Source organism: Marinobacter sp. SS13-12 (genome assembly GCF_030227115.1).
GTDB lineage: Bacteria > Pseudomonadota > Gammaproteobacteria > Pseudomonadales > Oleiphilaceae > Marinobacter.
In genome coordinates this window covers 40,161-54,375 of record NZ_JASSUA010000006.1, presented here as the reverse complement: position 1 = coordinate 54,375, position 14,215 = coordinate 40,161, and the positions used below count along the sequence as shown (strand labels likewise).

14 protein-coding genes are annotated in these 14,215 nt (G+C 57.8%); 11 read left to right on the top strand and 3 right to left on the bottom strand.

Annotation, left to right across the window (positions count from 1 at the left end; translation table 11 throughout):
* The first annotated feature begins 19 nt into the window (after window positions 1-19).
* The 3 genes from QPL94_RS20610 (at window position 20) to QPL94_RS20600 (ending at window position 3,095) form a co-directional block, all read left to right on the top strand.
* Window positions 20-1,438, top strand: a complete 1,419-nt coding sequence (locus QPL94_RS20610; RefSeq protein ID WP_285359764.1) for a glutamate synthase small subunit GltD family protein — start codon at window positions 20-22, stop codon at window positions 1,436-1,438.
* Between the two features lie 124 nt (window positions 1,439-1,562).
* Window positions 1,563-2,627, top strand: coding sequence for a uroporphyrinogen decarboxylase (hemE, locus tag QPL94_RS20605; protein WP_285359763.1), 1,065 nt, complete (start codon window positions 1,563-1,565; stop codon window positions 2,625-2,627).
* A gap of 99 nt (window positions 2,628-2,726) precedes the next feature.
* The gene (locus QPL94_RS20600; protein WP_285359762.1) at window positions 2,727-3,095 is read left to right on the top strand and encodes a PilZ domain-containing protein; all 369 of its coding nucleotides are present in this window, start codon (window positions 2,727-2,729) and stop codon (window positions 3,093-3,095) included.
* A gap of 241 nt (window positions 3,096-3,336) precedes the next feature.
* Here the strand turns inward: QPL94_RS20600 and radA are convergent, their stop codons facing one another.
* Window positions 3,337-4,716: a DNA repair protein RadA gene (radA, locus tag QPL94_RS20595; RefSeq protein WP_285359761.1), complete on the bottom strand. Its 1,380-nt coding sequence runs from the start codon at window positions 4,714-4,716 to the stop codon at window positions 3,337-3,339.
* A 129-nt stretch (window positions 4,717-4,845) separates the two neighbouring features.
* The gene (ettA, locus tag QPL94_RS20590; protein ID WP_285359760.1) at window positions 4,846-6,507 is read right to left on the bottom strand and encodes an energy-dependent translational throttle protein EttA; all 1,662 of its coding nucleotides are present in this window, start codon (window positions 6,505-6,507) and stop codon (window positions 4,846-4,848) included.
* A gap of 360 nt (window positions 6,508-6,867) precedes the next feature.
* Here ettA and glyA point away from each other — a divergent pair, with 360 nt between their 5' ends.
* The 7 genes from glyA (at window position 6,868) to thiL (ending at window position 12,968) form a co-directional block, all read left to right on the top strand.
* Complete coding sequence (gene glyA / locus QPL94_RS20585; RefSeq protein ID WP_285359759.1) at window positions 6,868-8,124, top strand: serine hydroxymethyltransferase; 1,257 nt, start codon at window positions 6,868-6,870, stop codon at window positions 8,122-8,124.
* A 66-nt stretch (window positions 8,125-8,190) separates the two neighbouring features.
* A complete protein-coding gene (gene nrdR / locus QPL94_RS20580; protein WP_137437973.1) occupies window positions 8,191-8,709 on the top strand; it encodes a transcriptional regulator NrdR in 519 nt (172 codons plus the stop codon).
* Window positions 8,706-9,821, top strand: a complete 1,116-nt coding sequence (ribD, locus tag QPL94_RS20575; protein ID WP_285359758.1) for a bifunctional diaminohydroxyphosphoribosylaminopyrimidine deaminase/5-amino-6-(5-phosphoribosylamino)uracil reductase RibD — start codon at window positions 8,706-8,708, stop codon at window positions 9,819-9,821. The genes nrdR and ribD overlap by 4 nt, the downstream gene beginning before the upstream one ends.
* 69 nt (window positions 9,822-9,890) lie before the next feature.
* Window positions 9,891-11,006, top strand: a complete 1,116-nt coding sequence (gene ribBA, locus QPL94_RS20570) for a bifunctional 3,4-dihydroxy-2-butanone-4-phosphate synthase/GTP cyclohydrolase II (RefSeq protein WP_137437971.1) — start codon at window positions 9,891-9,893, stop codon at window positions 11,004-11,006.
* Between the two features lie 55 nt (window positions 11,007-11,061).
* Window positions 11,062-11,538 carry a 6,7-dimethyl-8-ribityllumazine synthase gene (gene ribH, locus QPL94_RS20565; RefSeq protein WP_285359757.1) on the top strand — a complete coding sequence of 159 codons (477 nt, stop codon included), beginning with the start codon at window positions 11,062-11,064 and terminating at the stop codon, window positions 11,536-11,538.
* Window positions 11,538-12,014 (top strand): transcription antitermination factor NusB, encoded by a 477-nt coding sequence (gene nusB, locus QPL94_RS20560; protein ID WP_137438087.1) that lies wholly within the window; start codon window positions 11,538-11,540, stop codon window positions 12,012-12,014. Before ribH ends, nusB begins: the two co-directional genes overlap by 1 nt.
* Before the next feature lie 3 nt (window positions 12,015-12,017).
* Window positions 12,018-12,968: a thiamine-phosphate kinase gene (gene thiL, locus QPL94_RS20555; protein WP_285359756.1), complete on the top strand. Its 951-nt coding sequence runs from the start codon at window positions 12,018-12,020 to the stop codon at window positions 12,966-12,968.
* A gap of 57 nt (window positions 12,969-13,025) precedes the next feature.
* Here thiL and QPL94_RS20550 read toward each other — a convergent pair whose 3' ends face one another.
* Entirely contained in the window at window positions 13,026-13,229 is a 204-nt protein-coding gene (locus tag QPL94_RS20550; protein ID WP_137437968.1) for a DUF6316 family protein, read from the bottom strand.
* 270 nt (window positions 13,230-13,499) lie between these two features.
* Here QPL94_RS20550 and QPL94_RS20545 point away from each other — a divergent pair, with 270 nt between their 5' ends.
* Complete coding sequence (locus QPL94_RS20545) at window positions 13,500-14,183, top strand: DUF2057 family protein (protein WP_285359755.1); 684 nt, start codon at window positions 13,500-13,502, stop codon at window positions 14,181-14,183.
* Window positions 14,184-14,215 lie beyond the last annotated feature (32 nt).

The window sequence follows — 14,215 nt, the reverse complement described above, 5'->3', positions numbered from 1 at the left end:
GTCTGATGAGAGCTTCATAATGAAAGAACGACTGAGTAACGACTTCCAGTTTGTCGAGGTAGGGCGTGTTGACCCTAAAAAGGTACCGGCAAAGAAGCGCAAGAAAGAGTTTGGTGAGATCTATCACCCATTCACCCAGGATCATGCTGCGTCGCAGTCGCATCGCTGCCTGGAATGCGGAAACCCGTATTGCGAGTGGAAGTGCCCGGTCCACAACTATATTCCCAACTGGCTGAAGCTGGTGTCCGAAGGCAATATCATGAAGGCCGTGGAGTTGTGTCATCAGACCAACTCATTGCCGGAAGTCTGCGGGCGTGTATGCCCCCAGGATCGACTGTGTGAGGGCGCCTGTACCCTGAATGATGGCTATGGCGCAGTAACGATCGGGTCTGTGGAAAAATACATTACTGACACCGCTTTCGCTTTAGGCTGGAAGCCTGACATGTCTGCCGTGAAGTGGACAGACAAGAAGGTTGCGGTAATTGGTGCCGGCCCGGCCGGGCTCGGCTGTGCCGATGTGCTTGTCCGCAACGGCGTCAAGCCGGTGGTTTTCGACATATACCCGGAAATCGGCGGCCTGCTGACCTTTGGTATCCCTGAATTCAAGCTGGAAAAGTCGGTGATGAGCCGTCGCCGTAAGATATTCGAGGAAATGGGTGTGGAATTCCGCCTGTCCACGGAAGTGGGCAAGGATGTGGCGATGGCGGACATTCTGGAGGAATACGATGCCGTGTTTATGGGCATGGGAACCTACACCTACATGAAAGGTGGTTTTCCGGGTGAGGATCTGCCAGGCGTTCATGATGCCTTGCCGTTCCTGGTATCCAACGTCAACCGCCGCCTCGGATTCGAACAAGACGCCGACGATTTCATCGACATGAAAGGCAAGCGTGTGGTGGTGCTCGGCGGTGGTGATACCGCCATGGACTGCAACCGCACGTCGATTCGCCAGCAAGCGGCGAGCGTTACCTGTGCTTACCGCCGGGACGAGCAGAACATGCCCGGGTCCCGCCGCGAAGTGTCGAACGCCAAGGAGGAAGGCGTCAAATTCATGTTCAACCGTCAACCTATCGCCATTATTGGCGAAGATCGGGTCGAGGGTGTGAAAGTGGTTCAGACCCGTCTTGGCGAGCCCGACGAGAACGGTCGCCGCCGTCCGGAAGTTGTTGCCGGCAGTGAGGAAGTTATTCCCGCAGATGCCGTGCTGGTGGCCTTCGGCTTCCGCCCGAGTCCTGCTGATTGGTTTGATGAACAAAAGGTGGATACCGATGACTCCGGTCGGGTCAGCGCGCCGGAGGAGACGGAATTCGCTTTCCAGACCAGCAATTCAAAGATTTTTGCCGGCGGAGACATGGTCCGCGGCTCGGATCTGGTCGTAACCGCTATCTGGGAGGGCCGTCAGGCGGCGGAAGGCATCATGGATTACCTGGATATCTGATCGCCTCCGGTTTTGACCCGGATCAGAAAGGGTGGCTTGCTGATGGCAAACCACCCTTTTTTATTGCCACAAACCGGGTATCATTGCCCTCCAAACCTTTTACCGACAGCAGACTGGGAATGTTATGACCGAGCTGAAAAATGACCGTTTCCTGCGCGCGCTGATGCGTCAGCCCGTTGATCGCACACCGGTGTGGATGATGCGTCAGGCCGGCCGATATCTGCCGGAATACCGTGCTACCCGCGCCAAGGCCGGTGATTTTCTCAGTCTCTGCAAGAACACACCGCTGGCCTGCGAGGTCACGCTGCAACCACTGGAGCGCTTCCCGCTGGATGCGGCGATTCTGTTTTCAGACATCCTTACCATCCCGGATGCCCTGGGGCTTGGCCTGTATTTCGAGACCGGGGAAGGCCCGAAATTCCGCAATACCATCCGGTCCGCTGCGGATGTGGCTGCGCTGCCGAAGATCAATGCGGAAGTGGATCTGGACTATGTGATGAATGCGGTGTCCACGATCCGTGGCGCGCTCAATGGCAGCGTTCCGCTGATCGGCTTCTCCGGCAGCCCCTGGACCCTGGCCACCTACATGATTGAGGGCAGCTCCTCCAAGGACTTCCGCGAAGCCAAGAAACTGATGTACGGCCAGCCTGAGGTCATGCACCAGCTGCTGGATCATCTGGCGGACTCGGTCATTGATTATCTCAACGGCCAGATCCGTGCCGGCGCCCAGGCGGTTCAGATATTTGATACCTGGGGCGGTGTGCTGAGCAGCTGGGCCTATCAGGAATTTTCCCTCGATTACATGAAAAAAATCGTCGCTGGCCTGATTCGCGAGAACGACGGCCGCCACGTTCCGGTGATCCTGTTCACCAAGAATGGCGGCCAGTGGCTGGAGTCCATTGCGGATTCCGGTGCAGACGCCGTAGGGCTGGACTGGACAACAGACATTGGCAACGCACGTGCCCGTATTGGCGATAAGGTTGCCTTGCAGGGCAATATGGACCCGGCCATGCTGTACGCGCCGCCAGAGCGGATTCGCCAGGAAGTGGCGGATATCCTGTCCCGTTATGGTTCCGGTCCGGGTCACATTTTCAACCTTGGCCATGGGATCACCCCGGATGTAGATCCGGAGCATGCCGGGGCGTTTATTCGCGCTGTGACTGAGCTTAGTCCTTCGTATCATAATTAAGACTGGTATTTGGGTGTAGCGGCTGGTTGCTAACGGTAGATAGATGTCCCTGTGCGGTCTATAGTCATATCAGACAAGACCGGTAAACAGGAGTAACCCTTGCCAGCCAAAACCCCCGAAAAACGTCGTTTCCACAGAATCTCCTTCGATGCCGATTGTGAGCTGCATTGCCAGGATGAAGTGTGGCCAACCGAAGTGTTGGATATTTCACTGAAGGGCGTTCTGGTAAAACGGCCTGAGGGTTGGAACGTTCCGCTGAAACAGCCGTGCGAGGTGATTATCCACCTGGACGATCATGAAACCGCGATCGTGATGGCGGTGGAGTTACGGCATGTTGAAGAGCATAGGCTGGGGTTCAAGTGTCAGTATATTGATCTTGAGAGCGCGACTCATCTTAAGAGGCTGGTGGAGTTGAATCTGGGGGATCAGGCGTTGCTGGAGAGGGAGTTTGCGCATTTGATTGAGTGAGGGTTTTGGGGTGGTTTTTGAGCTGGTTGTCGGATTACGGCCTGGTGGCCTAATCCGACCTACGGTCAGAAAGTTCGTGAGATAACTGTGAAGTTTGCAGGCGGGATTGGAAGGGCCTTTCCAAAAATGTGCGGAGCCAGGGATGGCGGAGCCCAAGCGCACATGGATGTGCTTGAAGCGTTTTTTGGAAAGGCCCTTTCAATCCCGTCCAGCACAAAGCAGGCAGGCTACAAACCAAGCTTTAAAGCTCCTCCAAAGCCGTCAGGGCATCACTAAGCTTGGTCACGGGAATAACCTTCATGCCCTCAATAGCCTTGCGAGGCGCGTTGGACTTTGGCACCAGGGCGCGAGTAAAGCCGTGCTTGGCGGCTTCGTAGATGCGCTCCTGGCCACTGGGTACCGGGCGGATTTCGCCGGAGAGGCCGACCTCGCCGAAGATCACCAGATCCTGGGGCAGGGCGCGGTCGCGGAAGGACGACACGATGGCCGCAAGTAACGCCAGGTCCGCACTGGTTTCATTGACCTTCACGCCACCGACCACATTCACAAACACATCCTGATCAGACACATGCATGCCCCCGTGGCGATGCAGCACAGCCAGAAGCATCGCCAGCCGGTTCTGATCCAGTCCCACCGCCACGCGCCGCGGGTAGCCTCCCTGGGCCATATCCACCAACGCCTGGATCTCCACCAACATCGGCCGCGTGCCCTCCCAGACAACCATCACCACACTGCCAGGGGCCGCTTCCTCGCCCCGGTTCAGGAAGATCGCACTGGGGTTTTTCACTTCCTTCAGACCCTGCTCCAGCATTGCAAACACGCCCAGCTCATTGACCGCGCCAAAGCGGTTCTTGATGCCCCGCAGAGTGCGGTAACGACTGTCACTGGAGCCTTCCAGCAGGATGGAACAGTCAATCATATGCTCCAGCACCTTCGGCCCCGCCAGGCTGCCGTCCTTGGTGACGTGGCCTACCAGGAACAGGATGGTGCCGGTCTGCTTGGCAAAGCGGGTCAGGTAGGCGGCGCTTTCGCGGACCTGGGAGACACTGCCAGGCGCGGATTCCGTTTCAGCCACGTGCATCACCTGGATACTGTCCACCACCAGGATGCGGGGTTTTTCAATTTCCGCTACCTGCATGACCCGCTCAACACTGGTTTCCGACAGCATCTTCAGGTCTTTGGTGGGCAGCCCGAGGCGCTTGGCCCGCATGGCCACCTGTTGCAGGGATTCCTCGCCAGTGACGTAGAGTGCGGGAACACTGGATGCCAGGTGGCAAACCGCCTGCAGTAGCAGGGTACTCTTGCCGGCGCCAGGGTGGCCGCCCATGAGGACGGCAGAACCTTCCACGAGGCCGCCGCCAAGCACCCGATCAAATTCCTGCATGCCGGAGCTGATGCGAGGCTGCTCGGCAAGGCTGACGTCGTCCAGGCTCTTCACTTCCGACAGGCTGCCTGCAAAGCCCTCAAAGCGGGCGCCGCGGGCACCCCTGGCATTGCCGCCACTGACGCCACGAACCTCGCTGATGGTGTTCCAGGCCTGGCACGCAGTGCATTGGCCCTGCCATTTGGAGTAGTCGGCGCCGCACTCGGTGCAGACGTAGGCGGTTTTGGCTTTTGCCATGGGTGTATTGCGACCTTCTGGGTTGGTTGTCGGATTACGGCTTCGCCTAATCCAACCTACGATTAGCACTGAATTTTGATGTATCCCGCGTAGGTCGGATTAGGCGAAGCCGTAATCCGACAACACACGTCAAGCCAACTTCTTATACTTCATCCGCTGAGGCACCATCGCAGAATCGCCCTTGCGCTTCTTGTGGTCCTCGTCGTACTCACTGAAGTTGCCTTCAAAGTAAACCACTTCACCATCGTCCTCAAACGCCAGGATATGGGTAGCTACGCGGTCGAGGAACCAGCGGTCGTGCGAAATCACCAGCGCGGAGCCGGGGAAGTTCAGCAGAGCCTCTTCCAGGGCGCGAAGGGTTTCCACGTCCAGGTCGTTGGTGGGTTCGTCCAGCAGCAGTACGTTACCGCCTTCCTTGAGCAGCTTCGCCAGATGCAGCCGGTTGCGCTCACCACCGGACAGGTCGGCCACCCGCTTTTGCTGGTCCGCGCCTTTAAAGTTGAAACGGCCCACGTAGGCCCGTGACGGGGTCTCGTAGTTGCCAATCTTGATAATGTCATTGCCGTCGCTGAGCTCTTCCCACACGGTGTTGTCGCCGTTGAGGTCCCGCATCTGGTCCACATAGGCCAGTTTTACGGTTTCGCCCACGGTAATGGTGCCGGAATCCGGCTTGTCGTGCCCGGCGATCATCCGGAACAGGGTGGATTTACCCGCACCGTTACCGCCGATAATGCCTACGATCGCGCCAGGAGGCACACTGAACGAAACGTTCTCGTACAGCAGGTGGTCGCCGAAGGACTTGCTGATGCCGTCCACTTCGATCACCTTACTCCCGAGGCGGGGGCCGGGTGGAATGTACAGCTCGTTGGTTTCGTTGCGCTTCTGGAACTCCTGGGAGCTCATTTCCTCGAAGCGGGCCAGGCGGGCCTTGCTCTTGGACTGGCGGCCCTTGGCATTGCTGCGCACCCACTCCAGCTCCTGTTTGATGGTCTTTTGACGGGAATCTTCCTGTTTGGCTTCAATCTCGAGGCGTTTTTCCTTGTTTTCCAGCCACTGACTGTAGTTACCCTCAAAAGGAATGCCCTGGCCACGGTCCAGCTCGAGGATCCAGCCGGCCACGTTATCGAGGAAGTAACGATCGTGGGTAATAGCAACCACGGTGCCGGTGTAATCGTGGAGGAAGCGCTCCAGCCAGGCCACGGATTCCGCATCCAGGTGGTTGGTTGGCTCGTCCAGCAGCAGCATGTCGGGACTTGAGAGCAGTAGCCGGCACAGAGCCACACGCCGACGCTCACCGCCGGAGAGATTCTTTACCATCGCGTCCCAGGCTGGTAGCCGGAGGGCGTCGGCGGCCACTTCCATCTTCCGCTCGATATCGTGGCCGTCGCTGGCCTGGATAAAGGCCTCCAACTCGCCCTGCTTCTTGGCAAGAGCGTCAAAATCAGCATCTGGTTCGGCATAGTCAGCGTAAACCTGATCCAGCTCGGCCAGGGCATTGTGAATGCCGGAAACCGACTCTTCGACAATTTCCTTGACGGTTTTGCTATCGTCCAGCTCCGGCTCCTGGGGCAGGTAGCCCACGTTAATGCCTGGCTGGGGACGGGCTTCACCAATGTAATCCTGATCTATACCGGCCATAATACGTAGCAATGTGGATTTACCGGCGCCGTTCAGGCCCAGTACGCCGATCTTGGCGCCCGGGAAGAAGCTCAGGGAGATGTCCTTGAGAATTTCACGCTTGGGCGGAACCACCTTGCCCACGCGGTTCATGGTATATACGTACTGGGCCATGTCGTCAGAATCCTTCTTGCGAAGTGTGTTTCGGAAATACTGAAGGTGTCTGGCTGAGGCCATCGGGTAGGGCGATTCGGGATCGTCAAAATCAGGGATGATTTTGTCGAGCGTACAGGGATGTATTTACAGCGTATCCCGGATCGCCCTACCCGATGGCCGATACTCCACAGTAGCCGCAACCAATGAATATTGACCGAGTAAGGTATCGAAACCGATCAGGGATAGCAATTGAGCAAAACTGTCTTTGGCCGCGTGTCGGTATCTGCGGACAGTATAAAGGGTGATTTTTCACCCGTTTCTACGATAGAATAGCGGCCCATTTTTTCGGGTAGCTACGCACACAGGGGCAGCGCATCAATGTTTAATCGTGATATGAAAATCGCCGGATTTGACGACGAGCTCTGGAACGCCATGCAGGCGGAAGAAAAGCGTCAGGAAGCTCACATCGAGCTGATCGCGTCTGAAAACTATACCAGCCCGCGGGTGATGGAAGCCCAGGGTAGCGTGCTGACCAACAAGTACGCCGAAGGCTACCCCGGCAAGCGTTATTACGGTGGCTGCGAATTTGTCGACATCGCCGAAGACCTGGCCATCAGTCGTGCTAAAGAGCTTTTCGGTGCGGCCTATGCCAATGTGCAGCCCCACTCCGGTTCCCAGGCCAACTCCGCCGTATTCATGGCACTTCTGAAGCCCGGCGATACGGTTCTTGGCATGAGTCTGGCCCATGGCGGTCACCTGACCCATGGTGCCAGCGTGAATTTCTCCGGCAAGATCTATAATGCCGTGCAGTATGGCCTGAATCCGGAAACCGGCCTGATCGATTACGATGAAGTGGAAAGCCTTGCCCTTGAGCACAAGCCGAAGATGATCATTGCGGGTTTCTCGGCCTACTCCCAGGAGTTGGACTTTGCCCGCTTCCGTGAGATTGCCGACAAGATCGGCGCCTGGCTGTTTGTGGACATGGCGCATGTGGCAGGCCTGGTCGCGGCCGGTGTCTATCCGGACCCGATACCTCACGCACACGTGGTTGCGACCACCACCCACAAGACCCTGCGTGGCCCCCGTGGCGGCCTGATCCTGGCCTGTGACGACGCCGACCTGCAGAAGAAACTGAACTCTGCAGTGTTCCCCGGTGGCCAGGGCGGCCCGCTGATGCATGTTATCGCCGCCAAGGCAGTCTGCTTCAAGGAAGCCATGAGCGATGAGTTCAAGGCTTACCAGAAGCAGGTCATCAAGAATGCCAAGGCGATGGCGGAAGTGTTCGTTTCCCGCGGCTTTGACGTGATTTCCGGAGGTACCGAGAACCACCTGTTCCTGGTCAGCCTGATCAAGCAGGATATTACCGGAAAGGACGCGGATGCCGCCCTTGGCCGCGCCCACATCACTGTAAACAAGAATGCGGTTCCGAATGACCCGCGCTCACCGTTCGTGACCTCTGGCCTGCGCATCGGTACCCCTGCGGTCACCACCCGCGGCTTTGGTGAGTCCGAGTGTCGCGATCTGGCGGGCTGGATGTGTGACATTCTGGATAACCTGGAAGACGAAGCGGTCAATGACCGGGTTCGTGAGCAGGTCGCAGGCCTGTGTGATCGTTTCCCGGTCTACGCCGGCTAATCAGCCCGAACGCACCGTCAGGCGCCCTGCAGCGCAGCGTCTGACGGATTGCAGGAGCTTCAGTTTATGCATTGTCCTTTCTGTGGTGAAGCGGATACCAAGGTAATCGACTCCCGGCTGGTGGCCGAGGGTGATCAGGTGCGTCGCCGCAGGGAGTGTCTGTCCTGTCGTGAGCGTTTCACCACGTTTGAGTCAGCCGAACTGGTGATGCCCCGTGTCGTTAAACAGGATGGCACCCGCCAGCCGTTTGATGAGGAAAAGCTCAGGGCAGGGCTGATGAAAGCCCTGGAAAAACGCCCCGTCAGCATTGAGGAGATCGAGGCGGCACTCAATCGCATCAGGTTCCGCTTGCGGGCCACCGGCGAGCGGGAAGTGAAATCCATGCAGCTCGGTGAAGAAGTGATGACGGAACTGCGACAGCTGGACAAGGTCGCCTACGTTCGGTTTGCCTCGGTTTATCGAAGTTTTCAGGATGTTAACGAGTTCAAGGAAGAGATTGAGCGGCTTTCTGCGACCTCGGGCGACGACCCTGTGGATGTGGCCAAGGTTCTGGCAGATAACCATTCCTCCAAAGGAAAGGCATGATCGACGCCCAGGACACGGCATTCATGGCCAGGGCGGTGCAGCTCGCCTGGCGTGGCCGCTATTCCACCCATCCCAATCCACGTGTGGGTTGCGTCATTGCCAGTGGCAGCAGGATTCTTGGAGAGGGCTGGCACGAGCGGGCCGGTGAGGCCCATGCCGAGATTCGCGCACTGAGTCAGGCCGGGCCGGATGCGCGCGGCGCAACGGCCTATGTCACACTGGAGCCTTGCAGTCATTTCGGGCGCACCCCGCCTTGTGCCAAGGCCCTGGTTGAAGCCGGCATTGCTCATGTGTTTGCCGCCACCAAGGACCCTAACCCGTCGGTTTCAGGTCGTGGCCTGGATATGCTCCGGGAAGCAGGCGTTCGGGTGACAGAGGGGTTACTGGCTGAAGAAGCAGTGCGGCTCAACCCCGGGTTCATGAAGCGGATGAACGTGGGCCGGCCTTACGTTCGGCTTAAAATGGCCGCCAGTCTGGATGGCAGAACCGCCATGGCATCAGGGGAGAGCCAGTGGATTACCGGCGCAGAGGCTCGCCGTGACGTACAGCGGCTCAGAGCCATCAGTGACGCCATCCTGACTGGTGTTGGAACCGTGTTGGCCGATAACCCCTCTCTGACGGTGCGCCGGGGCGAGTTGGGTGATATTGGAGATGCCACGGAACCCTCACGCCAGCCCTTACGCGTAATAGCGGATCGGGATGCACGCACGCCTCCCGGTGCCACCATACTCCAGGGGGGTAACGTCCAGGTCTATTGCGCTTCTCCGGCATTGGCAACCGCGCAGGCTCAGGATCTTGCTGCGCTGGGAGTCGGGCTTACTGGCGTCGCCTGGAAAGACAACGGAATTGATGTCCGCGAACTCCTGGACTCGCTGGGTGAGCTGGGCATCAACGAACTCCTGGTGGAAGCCGGCCCGACACTGGCCGGAACCTTTATCAATGAGCGCCTGGTGGATGAGCTCTGGCTCTATCAGGCACCGGTGTTCCTGGGCAGTACCGGCCGGCCAACGGCCAATCTGCCACTGGAATCCATGGCAGACAAGGTACAATGGAAAGTGCTCGATCGCCGTCAACTGGGTGAGGATCAACGACTGATCCTGGCACCAGCCTGACGGATATTAAATTCATGGTGGGCCGGTGCCGATTACAGGGCGGTCAGACCAAAAGGGTGCAAAAACGGTATGGCACTGAACAGCATTGAAGACATTATTGCAGACATTCGTCAGGGCAAAATGGTCATCCTGATGGACGATGAAGACCGGGAAAACGAAGGCGACCTGGTGATGGCTGCTGAACACTGCACGCCAGAGGCTATCAACTTCATGGCACGGTTCGGCCGTGGCCTGATCTGTATGCCTATGACCCGCCAACGGTGCGAGCAGCTTGGCCTGCCATTAATGGTGCAGCAGAATGCCTCCGGCTTTGGCACCAAGTTCACGCTGTCTATTGAGGCAACCGAAGGTGTAACCACCGGCATATCCGCCGCCGACCGTGCCCGCACTGTTCAGGCAGCGGTCGCCCGCAATGCCAAAGCGTCGGATCTGGTCCAGCCGGGGCATATTTTCCCGCTGATGTCCGACCCGGGTGGTGTTCTCAGCCGTGCTGGCCATACCGAGGCCTCCTGTGACCTGGCGGCCCTGGCCGGGTGTGAGCCTGCCGGTGTGATCTGTGAAATCATGAATGACGATGGTTCCATGGCCCGGCGTGAGGATCTCGAGAAATTCGCCGAGACCCACGACCTGAAGATAGGCACCATTGCAGACCTGATCCACTATCGCACGTTGAACGAACGCACAATCGAGTGCGTGGAACAGTACGATCTGGACACCGAATACGGCGTATTCAATCTTCGCACCTATCGCGACAACATCCAGGGCTCCACCCATCTGGCCATGGTGATGGGGGAGATATCCGCGGATGATCCGGTGCTGGTTCGTGTGCACATCACCGATACCCTGCGAGACCTGCTCGGTGCCCGCCGTGTGGATTCCCGCAGCTGGCCGCTCCACCATGCCCTGGAAAAGGTTGCCAGTGAAGGTCGTGGCGTGGTGGTTCTGCTCAACAGCGCGGAAGACAGCTACAATCTTGAAGACCGCATCCACGAATTTTTCGAGCAGGACAAGAAGTCTGCGGGCAAGGGCAGTTCTGGTGTCTATTTTACCGTCGGCACCGGTTCACAGATCCTGCGGGATCTCGGCGTTGGCAAAATGCGGCTGCTGAGCCCGCCGATCAAATTTTCCGCGATTTCCGGGTTTGAGCTGGAAGTGGTGGAATACGTGCCCTATACCCCTGAATGATGAACCCCGGCAGCGCCGCACCGAAAGGGCGGGGTTGCCACTGAAGGAGCCATGCATGGCCGATATCAAAGTAATTGAAGGTGACTTTACCCACTGCAGCGGTAAATACGCGCTGGTCGTTGGTCGTTTTAACGGATTTGTGGTGGAAAGCCTGGTGCACGGTGCCGTAGATACTCTGCGTCGACACGGCATTTCGGACGCTGACATAACCATCGTGCGAGTGCCGGGTGCCTATGAAATGCCACTGGCCGTCAAGCGCGTGGCCGAGACTGGCAACCATGATGCCATTATCGCACTCGGTGCCGTTATTCGCGGCGGCACGCCCCATTTCGAATACGTTGCCGGCGAAGCCTCCAGCGGTTTGGGCGCTGTAAGCCTTGAGACCGACGTACCGGTGACTTTTGGCGTGCTGACTGTTGATTCCATAGAGCAGGCCATTGAGCGTGCTGGTACCAAGGCTGGTAACAAAGGCGCCGAAGCGGCGATAACGGCCCTGGAAATGGTCAGCCTCTTCAAGAAGCTGGGTGAATGATGACCACACCGGAAGACAGTACCGTGCAACCGGCCCCGTCGGGTCAGCCCAAGGCTGGCGACAGGCGAAGGGCCCGGGCCCTGGCCATGCAGGGCCTGTATCAGCGCCACTTCAGCAAGAGCTCGATTACAGACATCGAGTCAGAGTTTATCGTCGACAATGATATGTCGAAGGTAGACACCGCCTATTTCCGCGATCTCCTTCGGGGCGTTCACCGGGAGCAGGCAGAGCTGGACCGTTTGCTTGAGCCCTTTCTGGACCGACCGATTCATGAAGTGGATGCCATTGAGCTGGCCATCGTGCGGCTTGGCACTTATGAACTGAAATACCGGCTGGACGTTCCCTACAAGGTAGTGATCAATGAAGGGATCGAGATGGCCAAAAAGTTTGGTGGCACCGAAGGCCACAAGTTCGTTAACAGCCTGCTGGACAAACTGAGTCATCGTCTGCGCCTGGCCGAGACCCGTCCTCGCTGAGTGATGGGCGAATTCGAGCTGATCCGCCGTTACTTCTTCCCTATCGCCGAGGCGGGGAACACCTCTGCGGTTCTGCTTGGGCCCGGTGATGACTGCGCAATTCAGCGGGTCGAACCGGGCAGGGATCTGGTTTTCTCTGTAGACACGCTGGTTGAAGGCGTCCACTTTCCCCGTGATTACGATCCCGAAAAACTGGGTTGGCGAAGCCTGGCAGTTGCGGCGAGCGACCTCGCGGCAATGGGCGCCGATCCGGTTTGCTTCACACTGGCCCTGACCCTCCCCGATGCTAATCCTGACTGGCTGCATGCCTATGCAGCTGGCCTGGCAAGTGCAGCCGCGCAGTTTGGCCTGTCACTTGCCGGCGGAGACACCACCCGCGGACCACTGACCTTGAGCCTGCAGGTTCATGGTACGGTGCCCCAGGGCCAGGCGCTCCGGCGCTCCGGTGCACAGGCGGGGGATTATGTCTGTGTTTCCGGCACCCTGGGTGAGGCTGGAGCCGCGCTGAAATTCCTGGGCAGTCAAAACCCCGGGCCCGATGAGCAGTCGGTTCTGGACAGGTACCATTACCCGGCGTCAAGGCTGAGCCTCGGAGTCGCACTGCGTGGATGTGCTTCCGCTGCCGTAGATATATCCGATGGCCTGGTGGCAGATCTGGGCCATATTCTTGAGGCATCCGGGGTAGCCGCGAGCATTGATATTGCGAAGCTTCCGTTATCGGCGACACTGAAACGTCTTGTCGGTGAGGAGGCGGTCAACCTGGCATTGAACGCCGGTGATGATTATGAGTTGTGCATCACTATCAGCCCGAAAGCCTGGGAAGGGTTTCCGGAGGAGATTCGCAGCCAGTTGACCATCATTGGTGAGGTAACATCGGGCGAAGGCCTTGCCATCACACACGAAGGTCAGCCATTGGCCCCTGCAGCTGGCGGCTATGATCATTTCAGAGCCTGAGTCATGCCCGGCGACTATGACGTTCAGAAGCAGGTGAACGCCTGATTGATGGCGCCCTCAGTGTATCTGTTGTTCTTCCGGCAGAAGGCGCACAACGTGCAAGAAACGTCTCAAACCGGTTTCTGCGCGTTGTCGTGAAGCGAAGGGGCCACTGTCAAAACCCTCCCGGGTGGTAAAATACCACTTGCTTCCGACGCAGAAAAATCGACTGCTTCGGAACGGTGCGGGACCGTTTTCTCCGGACCGACGTTGGGTATCCATGTTTTCTCCTGAGCCCTTTATGGTTTTTATCGTGCCGGGCAGTGGGATGTTTTGTTAGCCGATTGTCTAAAATTAAATCAATTCCAGCCGAATTCAACATTTTTTTACATTTATCAGTCCGGCATGAGCGTGTCGACGTAACCGAAGTGTCATCAGGTTACTGTAAACAGGCGGTATGTCTTGCTCTTGGCCCTGCCGCTCTTCAAAATGCCATTCAATGACAAGTGATCACCTACCGGGCATCACCGGTGTAAAGCACAAGGATATAGCATGAGTATCTGTCACGTTTCGGTCTTTTTCAAGAATACACGCTGCCTGATGGCCGCGCTGTCTTTGTTGGTCGTTCTTTCCGGGTGCAGTTCTGCCATGAGCAATGTCAAAACCTGGGAAGGCGATGCTGACGACTCCCGGACTGCCGTGCTCAAGGCTCCCGCCGAGATCAAGGTGAAGCAGGTTAATGGCCGCAGGCTGACCAATTTCCTGATGGACGACCTGGCGCTGGACTTCGAACTGCTTCCGGGCGAAAACCAGGTAGTATTCACCTACAAAACCATCTGGGCGAAAAGCGGGGTTGTCCGTAATGGCGAGTCCAAGGTGCATGTTGTTGAAACGGCTCCGCAGGCGGTAACCATCGATGTCAGGCCTGGTGAAACCTATCGTTTCGACTTTGAGCCCCCGGCAAACCGGCGCGACGCAGAGGCGTTTGCCAGTGATTTTTCCGCTGATATTGTGAATGCCTCCAGTGAGGTCGTTGCCAGCGCGAGCGCCTGGGATGGTCGCCCTGCAAAACAAACCACAGCCGCCCGGGCGCCTGTAGGTTCCGGCGTTGACAATTCCAGTGGTGTTGGCTGTGAAGTTGCTGAGGGTGAGGGCACCCTGGAAGAGCTGAAAGCGCTCTGGAGTGAAGCCAGTGAGGAAGAACGGCGCACCTTCCTGCGCTGGGCTTTCGAGTAATCCACCTCTGGGGTGGTTCTGACGCTGCCCCT